Below are 19,131 nucleotides of genomic sequence, written 5' to 3' on the forward strand. Positions count from 1 at the left end.
CTCACAATGGCTGAAGCGGCGGACAAAGACTCCAAAACCGAAGACGCGACAGAAAAGAAGATCCGCGACACCATCGAACAGGGCAAGCTGCCCCATTCGCGGGAAGCCGCACTCCTAGCTTCCTTCATCGCCATTCTGGTGTTCACCGTCTTCTACGCCAAGGACGCGGTCGTTGATCTCGGCATGTTCCTGTCCATGTTTCTTGAAAAGCCGGAAGCATGGCCGATGGACACCGAGACCGACGTCATCGCGCTCTACAAGACCGTGATGATGGAAATCGGCCGTGCCGTGGTCAGCCTGCTGGTGCTGCTGGTGGTGGCCGGCATCGGCGCGTCGGTGCTGCAGAACATGCCGCAATTCGTCGGCGAGCGGATCCGGCCGCAGCTATCACGCATCTCGATAGCCAAGGGCTGGACCAGGACGTTCGGTGTCCAAGGCTGGGTCGAATTCCTGAAATCGCTTGGCAAGCTCGGTTTCGCCAGTATCGTGCTCTACTTCACGCTATCGCAGGACTACCGCCAGCTCCTGGCTGGCATGATCACCAATCCGGTCGCTTTCGGCCTCGTCATCAAAAGCATCACCGTCGACATATTGGTGGCGATCGTCTTCGTCATGGCGCTGATTGCAGCTATCGACGTCGTTTGGTCGCGCTTCCACTGGAAGCAGGATCTGCGTATGACCAAGCAGGAGGTCAAGGACGAGTTCAAACAGTCCGAAGGTGACCCGATCATCAAGTCGCGGCTGCGCTCGCTGGCGCGTGACCGGGCGCGCAAGCGGATGATGACGGCGGTGCCGCGCGCGACGCTGATCATCGCCAATCCGACGCACTTTTCCATCGCGCTCAAATATGTCCGCGACGAGGATTCAGCACCCGTGGTGCTGGCCAAGGGCCAGGATCTTGTGGCGCTCAAGATCCGCGAGATCGCCAAGGAGCACAACATCCCGATCTTCGAGGACGTGGCGCTCGCCCGCTCCATGTACAAGCAAGTTTCGGTTGATAGCGTGATCCCGTCGCAATTCTACCAGGCCGTCGCCGAACTGGTGCGGATCGTCTACTCGAAAAAGGCTGAGCGCAGACAGATCTCATGAACCGTCAACCGCACGCAAAATCCCGCGAACTCATCGTCGCCAAGGCCATCGAGCAGGTGGTGGACGAGTTGCGCCTGATCGATGTCGCCGACTACATCGCCTTCATCCGGCTCGAGCATTTCGCTTGCCTGTCGGACCTGGTGGATTCGGCGGTGGAGCTTTATTTCCTGCCGGGCACGCTCAGGCTCGGCCACGGGGGCGAGGCGCATGTCGACTGGAGCGGCAGCCCGCGCATCGTGCTCGATCTCGAGCTAAGGCCGCCGGGCGTCATCGTCTATTTTCAGCTGACGCTGAGCGAGGAAAGGTCTTCGGTCGCCGTCAATTATGTGTCGTTCGAAAAGCCCGGCGAAGACCCCGAGCACAACACGGCCTTGCTGGAGACGGTGATCGAAGAGGCGCGCATCAGAAGGACCGAGCCGCTCGCCTATCGCTGAGTGTCTGATCCAAAAGTCGTCATGCCGGGCTGCAAATGGCGCTTTCTGCGCTTCCGGTGCTCGCGTACCTTCATGTACGCTCCGCTCCGGTTCTCGAAATCACCATTTTCGCCTGCGGCCTGACGATTTTTGATTCAGACACTTCGTGCCTGACTGAGCCGAAGGCTTCGACCCCACCGATCATTCGATCAGCCCCAGCCGCAGCGCCTTGGCCACCGCCTGGTTGCGGTTGACCGCGTTGAGCTTCTGGGTCGACTGGGTGAGATATTGGTTGGCGGTGTGAACCGACAGCTTCAGCAGCCTGGCGATCTCTTCGCTGGTGTTGCCGTTGGCGGTCAGCTTCAGGCACTCCAGCTCACGCTTGGAGATCGAGCGCATCCGGCTGGCATCGTTCGGACGAATGCGGGCGACGGCGGCGAACAGCGAGAAACACCGGGCGTGGATCTCGTAGAGCGTGTCCTCCGGCAGAGCGATCGTCGAGCCGAGGAACACCACCAGCCCGCAATGGCCGCGATCGGCATGGACGGGAAAGGCAATGCCGTTGGTGCCCGGCGCCAGCGGCGCCGTGCGCTCTGCCCAGGTGAGGTTCTGGAAGACGGCGTCCGATCCGGCGATGCCGTCATCGGCCCACCATCGCGGCGCCGTGGACGTGCCGCTGTGGCGCACCATTTCCTCACCATTGGCGCCGGCGATGAATTTGGTCGCGACCGCGGTGGCGGGATAGTCGGAATCGAAGCCCGGCACCAGGCGCGCGCGTTCCGGCGAAGGGCTGACGAAGTAGAGGCCGAAGGCCGACGCGTTGATGTCGACGGCGATCCAGCGGCAGCGGCGCACGGCGTCCGGGATGGTGACGGCGTGGTGCGTTTCGGAACTGATGGAGAAGGCGCCGAATGGATTGCGCTGCTCGTTGAAAAGGGCTTCGGCAGCCGCCTTGATATCAGCGTGTTTCAAATGATGCCGCTCCTGATCGCCGTGGCGATGGCCATCGCGCGGTTCGAGGCCGCGAATTTCTGGATGGCGTGGGTGATGTAGCTGTTGACGGTGTTGGAAGAGACCCCGAGGATCACCGCGACCTCATCGGTGGTCTTGCCTTCCGACACCCAGAACAGGCATTCGCGCTCGCGGTCGGACAGCGGGTCCTGCATGGCGGCGGCGGCGACCAATTGCGGAATGGTGGACAGCGCATAGCAGCATTTCAGCTGCGCCTTCATCAGCGCCGGCTGGTCGATCTTGCCGGCCTCGGCCGCCGAGAACAAAGCGAACAGCCGCTGGCGGCCGACATTGAGCCGCAGCGAATAGACTTCCGCATGGCCAAGCACGTCGAGCAGGCGCGCCTCTTCGCCGGTGAGCAGCCCGCCAGCGTTGGGCGCTTCGGCCGCCACCAGCGGCTTCGGGCGGATGCCGGGTGCTACGGTCAGCGGCCCCTGGGCAAGGCCGGCGATCAGCCGTTTGCCGATCAGTTCAATGGCGTCGAAGATCCAGTTGGATGAGACGATGCGGGCATCGTTGCGGTCCTGGTCGTGGACGATGGCGACGAGCATGTAGCTGTCGGCGCCGATCTCGGCGGCAAGCTGCATGAAAAAGGAGGTGAGATCGCCGCGGGACGCGAGGCGCGAACCTAATGTGTCGGATTGCAGAAGCGCGGCGGAGCTGCTCATTGGATGCTTTGGTTGTAGGTCATGGCCGGAATCTTTTCATGAGCCCGGATGCTGGAGTCACCAGCGGCCGAACTTGAAGACGCATCACGTTTACGAAGCACGCACACTGCGCGGTGTCGCGCAGATCACCGAATCCATTCAGGGAACGCGAAGCCGTCCGCGTCTGGTGCCGGACGGTGCCGGAACTTGAGACTTTGGGTGGTCGCCGCGCCCCCCAAGGACCGGCTGATTCGGGTCTAATCTACCCGCAGATGAATCCGACATCAAACGCGATTTGACAAAATAGATTTTTTTGGACTCAGGCGACTCAGGGGCGGCTTCCGAGGCCTTTTCCTGCCTCGAATCACCCGAAACGTCGACACGAAAAAGCCTGAGGGTGTTGCGACACTGCCGTATCGAGGGCCGATCGATTCCGATAGGTTCTCGGCGACCGACTGGGGTGGGCATCCCTTTGGTCGTAGACGGCGGATTTGGCGGCGCTTGCTTCGCGGCCATCAGCATCGGGGGCAATCATGAAGCAGGTTTTCCTGGCGTTCACGGTGGTGCTTGCGATTTTTGCCGGTATGACGGCGATGGCGGCACGAAGCGGGCGGTACATTCCTGCGCAGGCGACAGGACTGCGGCGCGCAGATCCACGCCGATTGATTGATCGATTCGACGCGCGGCCGCCGGCCGCGTTGAAATCTTGGGCAACTTTGTTTCGGGGGAAACGATGAGTGATTCATTTCGGGAAGTAACGTCCGTCTCGTGGTTCGGGCGGATCAAGCGCGCGGTCGGCGGGGTCATCTTCGGCCTTATCCTGATCGTGCTGATGGTGATCGGGCTGTTCTGGAACGAGGGCCGCGCCGTGCAGACGGCGCGCTCGCTGGCCGAAGGGTCGGGTGCGGTGGTCTCGGTCGGCGCCGACAGCGTCGATGCAGCCAATGACGGCAAGCTGGTCCATGTCAGCGGACCGGTGACAGCGGATAGCGGCCTGTCGGATCCGGATTTCGGCATCGCGGCGCAGGGCTTGCGCCTGTCGCGCAGCGTCGAGATGTACCAGTGGAAGGAAGAGTCCAAGTCGGAGACGACGAAAAAGCTCGGCGGCGGCGAAGAGACGGTGACGACCTACAGCTACTCGAAGGTCTGGGACGACAGCCAGATCGACTCGTCCGACTTCAAGAAGCCGGACGGCCGTCAGAATCCGTCGATGGCGATCCACGGCCGGACGTTCCAGATCCCTGAGGGCAAACTCGTCGCCTTCGATCTCGATACGCCCGTACTGGACCGCATCGAGGGCGACAAGGACTATTCGCTATCGGCCGATCAGTCGGCGGCGATAAAAGCTGCCTATACCGGCACGAAACCGCTCAGCATCGTCGATGGCAAGATCTATCTCGGCAACGACAACACGACGCCCGCTTTGGGCGACTATCGCATCGGTTACGAACTGGCGCCGCTCGGCGTGGTCAGCATCGTCGCGCGTCAGGCCGGCAGCCGGTTCGAGCCATACCAGACGCAAGCCGGCGATGCGTTGCTGATGGTCGATACCGGCAACGTGCCGGCCGAAAAGATGTTCGCCGATGCTATCAGCACCAACACGCTGATCACCTGGCTGCTGCGCGGCGCCGGCCTGCTGTTGCTGACCATCGGCTTTGCGCTGTTCCTCAGCCCGATCGGGGTGATCCTCGACGTCATTCCCTTCCTCGGCAGCATGGCGCGGATGGGCACCGGAATCATCGCCTTCGTCCTGGCGATCCTGGTCGGCACGACGACAATCGCGATTGCCTGGTTCTGGTACCGCCCGTTGCTGGCGGTCGCCATCATGGCGGCAGGCGTGATCGCAGCGGCAGCGGTCTACTATATCGGCCGTTCACGCAAGGCAGCCGCACCGATGGCCACACCAATAACCGGCGCACCGGCCTAGGTCGTGGACCGATAGGTCGGAAATGACCCGAGATTGGTGGAAAGCGGTCAAAGGCGAAGAAACCCTGCGATCAAAAGCAATGATAGAAGTAGCGCTTGCAGGCCGAAACCGCCCACATATCCCCAGAAGGTTCTTGGATATTCTGAGCGAGTAATTGGCGACGAAGATCTGAGATGCGTCGACCAAACTCTGCCACGTAAACAGGCACTTGCTACATACGCAATGCAAAAAACATCCCAAATTATTAGGAAGACCGATGCACCGATCGTCATGCGTCAGGTAGCCCGTTTGGTGGTGATAGGAACGAACATAAGCTATTTCCCGAATGTCCACAAATGGGTCGTTTGCCGACTGGTGGCTTCTATCTCGCGCCGGATCCTGATTCGGGCTAAGCGCGAGCCGTATGGTACGGCCTAACGGACTTCGAATGCCGACACCGCCAACAAGCCGCGAGGCGCGCCGCATGTCTGCAAGCCGCCCCATATGTTTCCTACCGATCCTCGAATCCGGTCAGCACGCCGACGGCGTTGATGCCGATCTCCTCGACGGCGTAACCACCTTCCATCACGAACAGCGTCGGCAGGCCGAGCTTTGCGATGCGGCGGCCGATCTTTGGATAGTCCGGGCTCTTCAGCTTGAACTGGCTGATCGGGTCTTTCTCGAAGGTGTCGACGCCGAGCGAGACTACGACGACATCAGGGGCGTAAGCGGCGAGCCTGGCGCAGGCATCCTCCAGCGAGGCATTCCAGGCGTCCCAGTTGGTGCCGAAGGGCATGGGATAGTTGACGTTGAAGCCTTCGCCTTCGCCGGCGCCACGCTCATCGGCATGGCCGAGGAAGAACGGGTATTCGACCATCGGATCGCCATGCAGGTTGAGAACCTGCACGTCGGCGCGGTCATAGAAGATTTCCTGCGTGCCGTTGCCGTGGTGGTAGTCGACATCAAGGATCGAGATGCGCTTGGCGCCCTGGTCGCGGAACCACTGTGCCGCCACGGCGGCGTTGTTGATGAAGCAATAGCCGCCCATGAAGGCAGCGCCGGCATGATGGCCGGGCGGACGGCAGAGCGCGAAGGCCGACCGCTCGCTGCCCTTGACCAAAGCGGCCGCCGTCAGCGCCACGTCGTACGACGATTTGACCGCGGTCCATGTGCCTTCGACGAAGGTAGCGCCGGCATCGAAGGAATAATAGCCGAGCAGCGCATCGACGCGCTTGGGCGGCACGTCGCCGCGCAGGCCGCGCGTCGGCCAGGTAAAGGGCATCGCCGTGCCTTCGAAGCCGGCGGCCTTCCAGGCCGGCCAGACGGTCGGCAGGAAGTCGATATAGTCCGACCTATGAATGCGCTTGGCGGCGGAGAGATCATGTTCGACCGGTCCGATGATCGGCCCAAGCTTCTCGCTCTCGACCCGCGCCTTGATGAACTCGGCCCGCGACGGCTTTTCGAAACCCGGCACGATGGCCGATGTCACGAGTTCCATCTGGCCGGCATGGCCGGCGTGAAGCGGCGAATAGACAGTCTTCATGAAATTCCTCTCGAAGTGCGCAATCAGTCAAGGTTGAGATAGGGGGTCACCAGAGCGAGCCACATTCGTTCCACATCGTCCTCGATGAGGTCGTATGTCTTGCGGTCCCGTTTCAGCCCCACAAGGCGGCAGGCGTGCCCGACGTCCATCATCAGCACGCCGAGCCGGTTGGCGATCTTGTCTTCAAGGGCCGGGTTCACATGCTGCAGCCATGCGGCGTAGAGGGCGATGATCTGCTCGTCATATTCGTCCTGGATCGGCCTGAGATCGGCATTGCCTGAGATGGCCTCGATCACCGGCATCAGGGTGGCGTTCTCAAGATATATCCTGGAGGTGTCGATGAAGAGCTTGCGCACCTCTTGGCGAAACTCGTCGCGGTTGGTGGGCGGGGTCACCTCGATGCGCCTGGCGATCACCTCGGGAAAGGATGACAGCCAGCGTCGGGCGAGGTCGAGGAGAATGGCTTCCTTGTTGGGAAAGTACTGGTAGACCGACCCGACCGACAGGCCGGCGCGCTGGGCGATGGCCAGCGTCGTCGGCGTCTTGGTTCCTTGCTCGCGCGTCAGCGTCAGCGCCGCGTCGAGTATCCGGTCGACCACCTTGCTCGATCGTTCCTGCCGCGGCTGCTTGCGCGGTTCGAGCGCCATCCTGGTTTCGCGGCTGAGGCTGCGCTTCACGGCTCGACGTCCTCGTTCCCACCCGGTCTCAAGCTATCCACAATACATTCGAAATTCGGCACGTTGACAAACGCGAATAATTAGTCGCATTCTTTTATCCACGCTGTTTTCAGAGATCACAAGGGGAATTTCAAAACAGCGCACTGGCATCAGTTTTCGTCCGATAGCGCCGCTCCAGCGGAGTGGCAGGTTGTCGGACAAGAGGGTTGCCGGTCTCAGTCAGTCGTCAAAAGCGCGGAGTCGCGATGTCTGTCACGGGTGCGGGTGCTGATCTGATCGTCATCAATGGTCGCGTGCAGACCATGGACGATGACAATCCCGCCGCTGAGGCCATTGCCGTTAGGGATGGCGCCATCATCGCCATCGGCAACCGCGCCGCCATCGAAGAACTCAAGGGGCCGTCCACTAAGGTGATCGACGCCAAGGGCGGTTCGGTCCTTCCAGGCTTCATCGAAGCCCATATGCATCTGTTCTCGGGAGGGGCCGAGCTCGCGCATCTCCAGCTTGGCGGTATCCATGGCTTCGAGGCGCTGCAAAAGGCGATCCGCGATTACGCATCGACACGGCCCGAGGCGAAAATGCTTGTGGGACAGGGCGTCGACTACACCGTGCTCGGCGACGAGCGGGTGACACGCCATCATCTCGACGCCATCTTGCCGGATCGCCCCTTCTGCATGGCGGCCCCCGACCACCACACCATGTGGGCCAACACCAAAGCGTTGGAGATGGCCGGCATTCTGCAAGGCCGCACGCTTGGTCCGGGCAACGAGATCGTCATGGGCGACGATGGCCTGGCCGCAGGCGAACTGCGTGAGGGCGAGGCCTTCGGCCCGGTGCTCGACCTTGCCGGCGAAAGCCGGGTGCGGCTGGGGCTGTCGACCGGCGGCGAGCCCGACCCGATGCCGTCGGCCGCCGAACGAGCCGCCGACCGCGACATCATGCGGCGCGGGCTTGCCTGGTGCACACGCCACGGCATCACCTCGATCCAGAACATGGACGGCAATCTCTACCAGCTCGAATTGCTTTCCGAGATCGAGGCCGAGGAGGGCTTGCCCTGCCGCGTTAAGATCCCGTTCCACTACAAGAATTTCATGACGCTCGACATGCTGGAGAAGGCCTCCGTGATGGCCGAGCGCTACGACAACGACTGGCTGTCGTCGGGCATGGTCAAGGTGTTCTATGACGGCGTGCTCGATTCCTGGACGGCGGTCATGGTCGAGCCCTATGCCGACCGTCCCGACTGGGTCGGCGAGCCGCTGTTCACGCCGCAGCAGTTCATCGATCTCGCTGTGGCCATCGACAAACGCGGGCTGCAGATCGCCGTGCACTCGATCGGCGATGGCGCGGTGCGTGCCGTGCTCGATGGCTACCAGGCGGCGCAGAAGGCCAATGGCAAGCGCGACAGCCGGCACAGGGTCGAGCATATCGAGGTCACCACCGCCACTGATGTGCCGCGTTTCGCCGAACTCGGCGTCATCGCCTCGATGCAACCGCCGCATCCGCCGGGCGCGATGGATTTCCCGCTGGAGCCGACAGTGTCGCGCATCGGGCCGGCCCGCTGGCCATTGAGCTATGCCTGGCGCACGCTGAAAAGCGCCGGCGCCCATGTCGTGTTCGCGTCGGACTGGCCGGTGTCGCCAATCGACCCGATCCTGGGCATTCAGGCGGCACTGCTGCGCAAACCATGGGCAGAAAGCGATCCCGACCAGAGTTTCTCGCTGCAGGAGGCGCTTGCCGCCTACACGGTCGAGGGCGCCTATGCCGAATTCGCCGAGGATCGCAAAGGCGTTCTCAAACCCGGCTACATGGCGGATCTGGTGGTTTTGTCGGTCGATATCGAGAAGACGGCGCCGGCCGATCTGCACAAAGTGCGACCGGTGACGACGGTCTGTGGAGGCAAGGTTACCTACCAGGCCTAAGAATGGTATGCGGCTTGCGAAGCTTGCAAGACGAATTGACTGACTGAACTGTGATTCAATGCCGGACTTGCCAACCTTCCGGCCGTGTGGTCACATCGAACAGGGGAAAAACTCCGCCGAAAAGAGCGGGGTCAACAGTGAGGCGTATCGTGCCGGAAAAACCGGATCGGAATGCAATTGAAGTCGTAAACGTCAGTAAAATTTTCGGATCAGGGGAAGGGCAGGTCGCGGCCCTCGACACGGTCTCGGTATCCATCCGCGAGAACGAGTTCTTCACCCTGCTGGGCCCATCAGGTTGCGGCAAGACCACGTTGCTGCGGCTGATTGCTGGCTTTGATTTTCCAACCGCCGGCGAAATCCTGCTCTACGGTGAGGATATCGCGCCGTTGCCGCCATTCAAGCGGCCGGTCAACACCGTCTTCCAGTCCTACGCGCTGTTCCCGCACATGACCGTCGCCGACAATATCGGCTTTGGCCTCGAAATGCTGGGCAAACCGAAGGCGGAGACCAAGGCGCGCGTCGACGCGATGCTGAAACTGGTGAAGATGGAGGCGCTGGCGGGTCGCCGCACCAGCCAGATTTCCGGTGGCCAGCAGCAGCGCGTGGCGCTCGCCCGGGCACTGGCGCCACAACCAAAAGTGCTGCTGCTCGACGAACCGCTCTCGGCGCTCGACTACAAATTGCGCAAGGAGATGCAGATCGAACTGAAGCGGCTGCAGCACGAGACCGGCATCACCTTCATCTTCGTCACCCACGACCAGGAAGAAGCGCTGACCATGTCGGACCGCATCGCCGTGATGTCGTCGGGCAAGATCCTGCAGGTCGGCTCGCCGCGCGACATCTATGACCGGCCGGCCGAGCGCTTCGTCGCCGATTTCATCGGCGAGTCCAACTTCCTCAAGGCGGATGTGGTTGGCGCGGCTGGTGGCCGGGCGACGGTGAAACTGTCGTCGGGAACGGAAATTCCGGCCTCGCTGCCGGAAGGCTTCAGCCCCAGCGGCAAGGTCACCATCGTCGTGCGTCCCGAGCATGCGCAGTTGGGCGCGGCCAGCCCGAGCGCCTCGCTGTCCGGCACGGTCGAGAACATCGTCTATCTCGGCACCGACACGCATTTTCATCTGCGCCTTGCCGGTGGCGAACCGTTCATCGTGCGGCGCCAGAACAGCCGCGGCGCCGGTGACGGCATCGTGCAGGGCGGCCAGGTCGGCATAATGATCGGCAGCGACGCCGCGCAAGTGCTGAAGGACTGATCATGGCGACCGCGGAAGAAGTCGCCAAGGCAGCGGAGCGGCGTGATGTGCGCGACCGCTGGCTGCTGTCAGCGCCAGCTTTGCTGGTGATTTTCTTCGCCGCGACCGGCCCCTTGCTGATCGTGCTGATCTACTCGTTCCTGACGCCCGGCCCCTATGGCGACGTGAAGTGGCAGTTTTCGCCCGATGCCTGGCTGTCGGTGTTCATGGAACGCGATATCTTCGACGATACGCTTTCGCTCGCGGCGGCGCATGTCACCATTTTCTGGCGCTCGATCAAACTTGCGGTGGTGACGACGGTCGCCACTTTGGCGCTCGGGTTCCCCACAGCCTATTTCATGGCGACGCGCAGTGAGAAGACGAGGGATCTCTGGCTGTTCCTGATCACCATTCCGTTCTGGACAAACCTTCTGATCCGTACCTTCGCGGTGCTGCAGATCATCCGCAACGAAGGCATCATCAACACCATCCTGCTCAAGCTCGGCATCGTCTCGGCGCCGGTGCAGATCCTCTACACCGACACCGCGATCCTGATCGGCATGGCCTATGTCTACCTGCCGCTGATGGTGCTGCCGATCTATGCCAGCATGGAGAAGCTCGATTTCCGGCTGGTCGAGGCCGGCTACGATCTCTACGCGACACGCTTCAAGGTGCTGCGCAAGATCATTTTCCCGCTGGTCAAACCCGGTGTCATTGCCGGCTCCATCCTGGTCTTCATTCCCGCCCTCGGCGCCTATGTGACGCCGAGCGTGCTTGGCGGCGGCAAGAACATGATGCTGTCCAATCTGATCGAATTGCAGTTCGGGCAGGGCCGCAACTGGCCGCTCGGCTCGGCGCTGTCGATCACGGTGATGATCATCGTCATGGTGGCGCTGCTTGCCTATGTGCGCAATGCCGGCAAGTCGGGGGTGCGGCATGGCTAAGAACTTTTCCATCAAGCACCAGACCGGCTTCACAGCGATCGCCGCGACCTGTTTCATCGTGCTCTATCTGCCGATCATCGTGCTGGTCGCCTACGCCTTCAACGCGGCGAACTCGACGTCCGAATGGGGCGGCTTTTCGATGCGCTGGTTTCAGTCGGCGTGGCAGAACGTGCAAGTCATCGACGCGACGCTGCGCTCGTTCCAGATCGGCGCCGTCGCGGCCGTGCTGTCGACGATCTTTGCCACCATGGCGGCGCTTGCCACCACGCGCACGGCGTCCTATCCGGGCCTCACCTTCAAATATGCGGCGATCAACCAGCCGCTGATGGTGCCTGAGATCGTCACCGGAGTGGCGCTGCTGATCTTCTTCTCGCGCATCAAGATCTTCACCGGCTATTCCGGCCTCGGCTACCTGATTGCGGCGCACACAGCATTCTGCATTCCGTTCGCCTATCTGCCGATCCGGGCGCGGCTGGAGAATATGGACCTGACGCTGGAACGTGCCGCGGCCGATCTCTACGCGACGCCGTGGAAGACTTTTCGGCGCATCACGCTGCCGCTTTTGTGGCCCGGCATCCTTGCCGGACTGATGCTGGCCTTCGTCATCTCGCTCGACGACGTCGTCATCACCGAGTTTGTCAAATCGGGTGGCCAGGACACGCTGCCCACCTACATGCTCGGCCAGATCCGGCGCGGCATAACGCCTGAGATCAACGCGATATCGACCGCCTTCCTGCTGCTTTCGGTCGCGATCGTCACGTTGTTTTTCTTTGTCAGCAGGAAACGAGACTGAACCTACAAATGGGAGTTAAAACCATGAACTGGAAAACAACGACAGCCGCCATGGGGTTGGCGCTGCTCGCAACGACGGGCCTGGCCCGCGCCGATGGCGAGCTGAACATCTACAATTGGGGCAACTACACCAGCCCCGACGTGATCAAGAAGTTCGAAGCCAAGTACAACATCAAGGTGACCATCACCGACTATGATTCCAACGACACCGCACTGGCCAAGGTGCGCCAGGGCGGCACTGGCTTCGACATTGCCGTCCCGTCGCAGACCTACGTGCCGATCTGGATCAAGGAAGGCCTCGTCCAGGAGACCGATCCGGGCAAGATGGAGAACTTCAAGAATGTGGCGCCGGAATGGGCCAATCCCGACTTCGACCCCGGCCGCAAATATTCGGTGCCGTGGGCGCTGGGCACGGTCGGCGTCGTCGTCAATACCGACGTGTACAAGGGACCGGCCGACTCGTGGGGCATCATCTTCAACACGCCGGACGAGTTGAAGGGCAAGGTCAACGTCGTTCCAGAGATGAATGACGTTATCTTCGCGGCGATCAAATATGTCGGCGGCCAGCAGTGCACCGACGACAAGACGGTGCTGAAGAAGGTGCGTGATACGCTTGTCGCGGCCAAGCCGAACTGGATCGCCATGGAATACAACACCATCGAGAAGATGGGCGCCGGCGACTTCAAGGCAACCAGCGACTGGAATGGTTCGGCGCTGCGCCAGCGGCTGGCCAATCCGGCCATCCACTACAACTATCCGAAGGAAGGCTACGGCCTGTGGAGCGACAACGTCGTCGTTCTTAAGGAGGCCAAGAACGTCGAGAACGCCAAGCTGTTCCAGAACTTCATCATGGACCCGGAAAACGCGGCGGGCCTCTCGGCCTTCCACCGCTACGCCAACGCCATCACCGGCTCGGATAAGTATATGCCGGCGGACATGAAGGACGCGCCGGAAGTCGTCATTCCGGAGGCTGCGAAGGCACAGGGCGAATTCCAGACGATGTGCGCGCCGGAGATCCAGGACATCTACACCAAGATCTGGACCGAACTGCAGAAGTAATCGCTTCGCGAAGGGACCCGGCGGCCTACGCCGCCGGGTCTTTTCTTTTCCGGAATGGCATCATGGACTCTTACCGCAATTCCGATCCGCGGCCGCCGATCATGCAAGGCTCGCCGCCGCAAATGGCGCTGCCGAAGCTCGACTGGGACCGGCCGCCATGGAATCGCTGGGCCTTCCAGCATATCCGCGAATTCCTGCCGACCATCGAGGTCTGGCGCGGCAATGGCCATCGCCATCGTCTAGAACGCGCCGAGACCGATCTCGATGCATTGCCGGTGGAGGATAGCGAGGGGCGCCCGACAGCGCTCGCCGGGCTGCTCGACGAAACCTATGCGGACGGTTTCCTGGTGCTCAAGGGCGGCAAGGTCGCCTATGAGCGCTACTTCAACGGCATGGACGAGCGCACGCTGCACCTGTCGCAGTCGATGGCGAAGTCGATTACCGGCACTGTGTTCGGTATTCTGGTCGGGCGCGGCCTGATCGATCCGGCCAAACCGGTGACCGCCTATCTGCCGGAACTCGGCGAAACCGGCTGGGTCGGCGCCAGCGTTCAACATGTGCTGGATATGACCACTGGCGTGCGCTTTTCCGAGGAGTACACCGATCGCTATTCCGATATCGGCCAGGTCGATGTCGCCACCGGCTGGAAGCCGGTGCCGCCGGGCAGCGATCCGGATTTCCAATGGCCGTCGCACCTGTTCGAACTGATCCTGCGGCTGAAGGACAAGGTGCGGCCGCATGGTGCTGAATTCGAATACCGCTCGATCGAGACCGACGTGCTTGCCTTCATCATGGAGCGGGTGACCGGCAAGCGGCTGGCTCAACTGGTGTCCGAAGAGCTGTGGCAAAAGCTCGGCGCCGACGAGAGCGCCTGCTTCACCGTCGACAGCGCCGGCTATGCGCTGGCCGATGGCGGCTTCAACGCGACGCTGCGTGACTATGCCCGCTTCGGCCAGATGATCCTCGACAATGGCCGCGGCATCGTGCCCGCCGACTGGATCGAGGCGACGCGCAACGGCAAGCATGGGCCGGACTTCAATCCGAGCCTGCCGGAAGGCAGCTACCGCAACCAGTTCTGGATCGAGGACCCGCGCTCACGCGCACTGATGTGCCGGGGCGTGTTCGGGCAAATGATCCATATCGACTGGGAAACCAGCATGGTCGTGGTCAAGCTTTCGACCTATCCGGATTTCAGCAAGGTCGCCTATTCCGTGGCGACGCTGAAGGCCGTGCACGCCATCGCCAAGGCGCTTGGCTGATCCCACAACAAACCATCCCTTGAGGAAACGTTCATGACCGGCAAGACCGCGTTCGAGACCCGCTACGGCTTTCGCCGCAACGAGGTGCTGCTCTCCAACTGGCGCGAAAACCCGTTCAACCGGTGGTCGTTCCAGAACCTTGGCGAACTGGTGCCGACCGCCCCTGTGGCAGCGACGCCGGGAAGCGTCGAGGCGCCGGCGCGGGATCTCGGCGGGCTGCTCGGCGAGAAAGTCTCCGTTGCCAGCGCGCCGGAGACGGTGGCAGAATTCCTCACACGTTCTAGCAGCGACGCGCTGACGGTGATGAAAGGCGGCAAGGTCATCGGCGACTGGTTCGCGCCCAATATGGATTTCGGCGCTCGTCACATCATCTTTTCGATCAGCAAATCGGTCACCGCCATCATCGCCGGCATATTGGAAGGCGAGGGCGTGTTCGATCCGGAAGCGCCTGTGACGCAGTACATCCCGGAAGCCGCCGGCTCGGCCTATGCCGATGCGAGCTGCCGGCATGTGCTCGACATGAGCGTCAGCCTCGATTTCGAGGAGGCCTATCTCGATCCTGAAAGCGCCTTTGCCCGCTACCGCAGCGCCACGCTGTGGAATCCGGGTGGCGGCACGGAAAGCCTGCGCGAATTCATCCTGACCTTGCAGCGGCTGGCCGAACCGCATGGCGAGACCTTCCGCTACCGCTCGCCCAATTCCGATCTGCTCGGCCTTCTCCTGGAGCGCGCTTCCGGTCAGCGCATTCCGGACCTGATTCGTGAAAAACTGTGGCTGCCGCTCGGTGCTGCTAGTGAAGCCTCGATCGGCGTCGACATGGAAGGCACGGCCCGCACCGCCGGCGGCATTTCGGTGACGCCGCGCGATCTCGCACGTATCGGCGAGATGATGCGGCAGGGCGGCACGGCCAATGGCCGCCGCATCGTGCCGGAAGCCTGGGTGCGCGACACGACCGTTGCAGGCGGCAGCGCGGAGGCCTGGCAGCGCGGCACCATGGCGTCGTTGTTCCCGAAGGGCCGTTACCGCAACAAATGGTACCAGACGGGCCACGAAAACGGCGCCTATTGCGGCATCGGCATCCATGGCCAATGGCTTTACGTTGACCCGAAGACGGAAGTTGTGATTGCAAAAATGGGGTCGCAGCCGGTGCCTGAGGACCATGCGCTCGAATGCGAGATCGTTGCCTTCTTTGAAGCGCTGAGCCGTATGGTCTGACGACGAAGCAGGGCGCTTTCCTGTGGACCTCTTCGACCGTTAAGAAGGGCGTGGTTGGCGTGGCGGATGTCTGCGCCTATGGTCGCCGCTCTTTTTGAAGAGAGCAGGAACGCCATGGCATCCGACATCAAGCGCATCGCAGCCATCATCGCGGCCGAGATCGGCGCGCGGCCCGAACAGGCGGCCGCGGCTATCGGCCTGCTCGATGAGGGCGCCACGGTGCCGTTCGTGGCGCGCTACCGCAAGGAGGTCACCGGCGGGCTCGACGACACGCAATTGCGCGACCTTGCCGAGCGGCTGGCCTATCTGCGCGAGCTCGATGCGCGCCGCGACACCATCCTTGGCTCGATCCGCGAACAGGGCAAACTGACCGAGGAGCTTGAAGCCAAGATCGTCGCCGCCGTCACCAAGGCGGAGCTGGAAGACATCTATCTGCCCTACAAGCCGAAGCGCCGCACCAAGGCCGAGATCGCCCGGGAGCGCGGGCTTGGTCCGCTGGCAGAGGCGATCCTTGCCAACCGCTCGCTGGTGCCTGCCGAGGCCGCGCTGGCCTATGTGACTGAGGAAGTGGCGGACGCCAAGGCCGCTTTGGAGGGCGCGCGCGACATCCTGTCGGAGCAGTTTGCGGAAAATGCCGATCTGGTCGGCAAGCTGCGCAGCTACATGAAGGAACGCGCCTTCATGCGCGCCCGTGTGGTCGACGGCAAGCAGGAGGCGGGTGCCAAATTCTCCGACTATTTCGACCATGTCGAGCGCTGGGCGAATGTGCCCAGCCACCGTGCGCTGGCCATGCTGCGCGGCCGCAACGAAGAGGTGCTGTCGCTCGACATCGAGGTCGATGCCGACGATGCCTCGCCGGTGAAGCCGGTCGAGCGGATGATCGCCAATGCCTATGCCATCGGCGCCAGCCTGCCGGGCGATCGCTGGCTGATGGACGTTGCCGGCTGGACCTGGCGGATAAAACTGTCGCTGCATCTGACGCTCGATCTGATGCGCGACCTGCGTGAGCGGGCGGAGGAAGAGGCAATCCACGTCTTTGCCCGCAATCTCAAGGATTTGCTGCTGGCGGCCCCTGCCGGATCGCGCGCCACGATGGGGCTCGATCCCGGCATCCGCACCGGCGTCAAGGTCGCGGTGGTCGACGGTACCGGCAAGGTGCTGACAACGACGACAGTCTATCCGTTTCCGCCGAAAAACGATGTGCGCGGCACACAGGCCGAACTGGCCAAGCTCATCCGCCTGCATAAGGTCGAGCTGATTTCGATCGGCAACGGCACCGGCAGCCGAGAGACCGAGAAGCTGGTCGCCGACATGCTGTCGGACCTGCCTTCGGATGGCGGGCCGAAGCCGCTCAAGGTGATCGTCAGCGAAGCCGGCGCTTCGGTCTATTCGGCTTCGGCGACCGCGGCAGCGGAATTCCCCGGCCTCGACGTGTCGCTGCGCGGTGCGGTGTCGATCGCCAGGCGCCTGCAGGATCCGCTCGCCGAACTGGTCAAAATCGAGCCGAAATCGATCGGCGTCGGCCAGTACCAGCACGATGTCGATCAGTACCGGCTCGGCCGCTCGCTGGAGGCGGTGGTCGAGGACGCGGTCAACGCCGTCGGCGTCGATCTCAACACCGCTTCGGCGCCGCTGCTGGCGCGCGTATCGGGTCTCGGCGCGTCGCTGGCCGATGCCATCGTCGCACATCGCGATGCGACCGGGCCGTTCGCCAGCCGCAAGGACCTGCTCAAGGTCTCCCGCCTTGGACCACGCGCGTTCGAACAATCCGCCGGCTTCCTGCGCATTGCCAATGGCAGTGAGCCGCTCGACGCCTCGTCGGTGCATCCGGAAGCCTATGGCGTGGCCAAGAAGATCGTCGCCGCTTGCGGGCGCGATGTGCGCGCGCTGATGGGCGATAGCACCGCCCTCAAGGCGCTCGACCCCCGCGTCTTCGTCGACGAACGTTTCGGCCTACCGACGGTGCGCGACATCATTGCCGAGCTGGAAAAGCCCGGCCGCGATCCGCGCCCCGGCTTCAAGACCGCGACCTTCGCCGACGGCGTCGACGACATCAAGGATCTGAAGCCCGGTATGCAGCTGGAAGGTACGGTGACCAACGTCGCCGCCTTCGGCGCCTTCGTCGATATCGGCGTCCACCAGGACGGACTGGTGCACGTCTCGCAGCTGGCCGACCGTTTCATCAAGGACGCGCATGAGATCGTGAAAGCTGGCGATGTCGTGAAGGTGCGGGTCGTCGATGTCGACATCAAGCGCAAGCGCATCGCGCTTTCCATGCGAAAGGATGGCGGCGAGGGCGGTGCATCGAAAGGCCCGCGCGACAATGGCGGCGGCAGGCCGGTGCCACGCTCGCCGGCGCCACAGCGCCAACCGGAGCGGCCTGCGCAGCAAGGCGCGTTCGGCGCGGCGCTGGCGGATGCGCTGAAGCGGAAGTAGCTACCACGCCAGAACAGCCGGCTCCTTCTCAACCTGCCCCAGCAGCCAGTCGCGAAAGCTGGCGACGGGCGGGTGGCCGCGTTTGTCGTGCGGGACGACGAGGTAGTAAGCGCTGCGGCTCTGCATTGGGCTTCCAGGTGTGGGCACGAGCTGGCCGCGCTGCAACTCACCCGCAATCAGGATCTGCGGCAGCAGCGCCACGCCAAGGCCGGCCATGCAAGCCTGGGCGACGGTGCCGAATTGTTCGAACTGCATGCCGGGCCCGGTCGGCGCGCTCAGGCCCTGTTCCTCGAACCATTCGCTCCAGCCGCCAGGGCGCGTCGCCATGTGCAGCAGCGGCAGGCGGCTGATGTCGGCCGCCGTGGCGATCTCGCGGCTGGCCAGGAATTCGGGCGAGACCACTGGCATGACGGTTTCACGCATGAGCAATGTGGACTCGGCATCCGGCCAGTCGGGCAGGCCGTGGTGGATGGCGGCGTCGAGCCGCTCGCGGGCGAAATCGAAACGACCGATGCGGGTGACGAAATTGATGGTGATGTCGGGATTGTTTTCGACGAAATCCGGGATCAGCGGCATCAGCCAGCGCGTGCCGAAGGTCGGCAGTATGGCAAGGTTCAGCATGCCACTATGCCGATTGCTCATCAATCCCAGTGCCGCATCGCGCAATTGCCCGAGGGCCGCACGCACCGCTTCGGCATAGATTTCGCCCGCTGCCGACAGCCTGACATTGCGGCTGTCGCGTTCGAACAGCCGGCGGCCGAACTGCTCTTCCAGAAGCCCTATCTGGCGGCTGATGGCGCCTTGGGTCAAATCAAGTTCCTGGGCAGCGGCGGTGAAAGAGCCGAGGCGGGCCACCGCCTCGAAGGCGGCAAGGGCGCTGGTGCTTGGCAAAAGGCGGCGCTGGACGTTCATGATCCATTACTAAACCTCATTGATAGGTGATTCAATTTCGTTTGATTTTTTCGAGGCGGAGGCGGATAAGCCCGGCATCC

General features: G+C 62.6%; 17 protein-coding genes. 12 read left to right on the plus strand and 5 right to left on the minus strand.

All coding sequences use genetic code 11. From position 1 onward, the window contains the following. The first annotated feature begins 6 nt into the window (after window positions 1-6). Together flhB and AC1D1B_RS12800 are read left to right on the plus strand one after the other, a co-directional pair. Entirely contained in the window at window positions 7-1,089 is a 1,083-nt protein-coding gene (flhB, locus tag AC1D1B_RS12795) for a flagellar biosynthesis protein FlhB (protein ID WP_477332622.1), read from the plus strand. Next, window positions 1,086-1,523, plus strand: coding sequence for a hypothetical protein (locus AC1D1B_RS12800; protein ID WP_477332624.1), 438 nt, complete (start codon window positions 1,086-1,088; stop codon window positions 1,521-1,523). Before flhB ends, AC1D1B_RS12800 begins: the two co-directional genes overlap by 4 nt. Window positions 1,524-1,703: 180 nt before the next feature. Here AC1D1B_RS12800 and AC1D1B_RS12805 read toward each other — a convergent pair whose 3' ends face one another. Together AC1D1B_RS12805 and AC1D1B_RS12810 are read right to left on the minus strand one after the other, a co-directional pair. Next, window positions 1,704-2,474, minus strand: coding sequence for a helix-turn-helix transcriptional regulator (locus tag AC1D1B_RS12805; protein ID WP_477332626.1), 771 nt, complete (start codon window positions 2,472-2,474; stop codon window positions 1,704-1,706). Beyond that, window positions 2,471-3,181, minus strand: coding sequence for a helix-turn-helix transcriptional regulator (locus tag AC1D1B_RS12810; RefSeq protein WP_477260866.1), 711 nt, complete (start codon window positions 3,179-3,181; stop codon window positions 2,471-2,473). The genes AC1D1B_RS12805 and AC1D1B_RS12810 overlap by 4 nt, the downstream gene beginning before the upstream one ends. A gap of 512 nt (window positions 3,182-3,693) precedes the next feature. Here AC1D1B_RS12810 and AC1D1B_RS12815 point away from each other — a divergent pair. Continuing rightward, window positions 3,694-3,897 (plus strand): hypothetical protein, encoded by a 204-nt coding sequence (locus AC1D1B_RS12815; protein ID WP_477332628.1) that lies wholly within the window; start codon window positions 3,694-3,696, stop codon window positions 3,895-3,897. Next, window positions 3,894-5,087, plus strand: a complete 1,194-nt coding sequence (locus AC1D1B_RS12820) for a TMEM43 family protein (RefSeq protein ID WP_477332630.1) — start codon at window positions 3,894-3,896, stop codon at window positions 5,085-5,087. The genes AC1D1B_RS12815 and AC1D1B_RS12820 overlap by 4 nt, the downstream gene beginning before the upstream one ends. A gap of 490 nt (window positions 5,088-5,577) precedes the next feature. Here the strand turns inward: AC1D1B_RS12820 and AC1D1B_RS12825 are convergent, their stop codons facing one another. Beyond that, window positions 5,578-6,609, minus strand: coding sequence for a histone deacetylase family protein (locus AC1D1B_RS12825; RefSeq protein WP_477332632.1), 1,032 nt, complete (start codon window positions 6,607-6,609; stop codon window positions 5,578-5,580). A 23-nt stretch (window positions 6,610-6,632) separates the two neighbouring features. After that, window positions 6,633-7,286: a TetR/AcrR family transcriptional regulator gene (locus AC1D1B_RS12830; protein WP_477332634.1), complete on the minus strand. Its 654-nt coding sequence runs from the start codon at window positions 7,284-7,286 to the stop codon at window positions 6,633-6,635. Between the two features lie 245 nt (window positions 7,287-7,531). On the opposite strand from AC1D1B_RS12830, the gene AC1D1B_RS12835 reads away from it, so the two are divergent. The 8 genes from AC1D1B_RS12835 (at window position 7,532) to AC1D1B_RS12870 (ending at window position 18,139) form a co-directional block, all read left to right on the plus strand. Continuing rightward, window positions 7,532-9,205, plus strand: a complete 1,674-nt coding sequence (locus AC1D1B_RS12835; RefSeq protein WP_477332636.1) for an amidohydrolase — start codon at window positions 7,532-7,534, stop codon at window positions 9,203-9,205. A 149-nt stretch (window positions 9,206-9,354) separates the two neighbouring features. Next, window positions 9,355-10,455, plus strand: coding sequence for an ABC transporter ATP-binding protein (locus AC1D1B_RS12840; RefSeq protein ID WP_477332638.1), 1,101 nt, complete (start codon window positions 9,355-9,357; stop codon window positions 10,453-10,455). A gap of 2 nt (window positions 10,456-10,457) precedes the next feature. Beyond that, entirely contained in the window at window positions 10,458-11,378 is a 921-nt protein-coding gene (locus AC1D1B_RS12845) for an ABC transporter permease (protein ID WP_477332640.1), read from the plus strand. Beyond that, window positions 11,371-12,171 carry an ABC transporter permease gene (locus AC1D1B_RS12850; protein ID WP_477260856.1) on the plus strand — a complete coding sequence of 267 codons (801 nt, stop codon included), beginning with the start codon at window positions 11,371-11,373 and terminating at the stop codon, window positions 12,169-12,171. The genes AC1D1B_RS12845 and AC1D1B_RS12850 overlap by 8 nt, the downstream gene beginning before the upstream one ends. Before the next feature lie 23 nt (window positions 12,172-12,194). Next, window positions 12,195-13,229, plus strand: coding sequence for an ABC transporter substrate-binding protein (locus AC1D1B_RS12855; RefSeq protein WP_477332642.1), 1,035 nt, complete (start codon window positions 12,195-12,197; stop codon window positions 13,227-13,229). A 62-nt stretch (window positions 13,230-13,291) separates the two neighbouring features. Next, the gene (locus tag AC1D1B_RS12860; RefSeq protein ID WP_477332644.1) at window positions 13,292-14,488 is read left to right on the plus strand and encodes a serine hydrolase domain-containing protein; all 1,197 of its coding nucleotides are present in this window, start codon (window positions 13,292-13,294) and stop codon (window positions 14,486-14,488) included. Between the two features lie 33 nt (window positions 14,489-14,521). Then, window positions 14,522-15,703, plus strand: coding sequence for a serine hydrolase domain-containing protein (locus tag AC1D1B_RS12865; protein WP_477332646.1), 1,182 nt, complete (start codon window positions 14,522-14,524; stop codon window positions 15,701-15,703). A 114-nt stretch (window positions 15,704-15,817) separates the two neighbouring features. Then, window positions 15,818-18,139, plus strand: coding sequence for a Tex family protein (locus AC1D1B_RS12870; RefSeq protein ID WP_477332648.1), 2,322 nt, complete (start codon window positions 15,818-15,820; stop codon window positions 18,137-18,139). Here the strand turns inward: AC1D1B_RS12870 and AC1D1B_RS12875 are convergent, their stop codons facing one another. Then, entirely contained in the window at window positions 18,140-19,051 is a 912-nt protein-coding gene (locus AC1D1B_RS12875; RefSeq protein ID WP_477332650.1) for a LysR family transcriptional regulator, read from the minus strand. Window positions 19,052-19,131 lie beyond the last annotated feature (80 nt).

The organism is Mesorhizobium sp. P2_C5_2, from assembly GCF_056404535.1.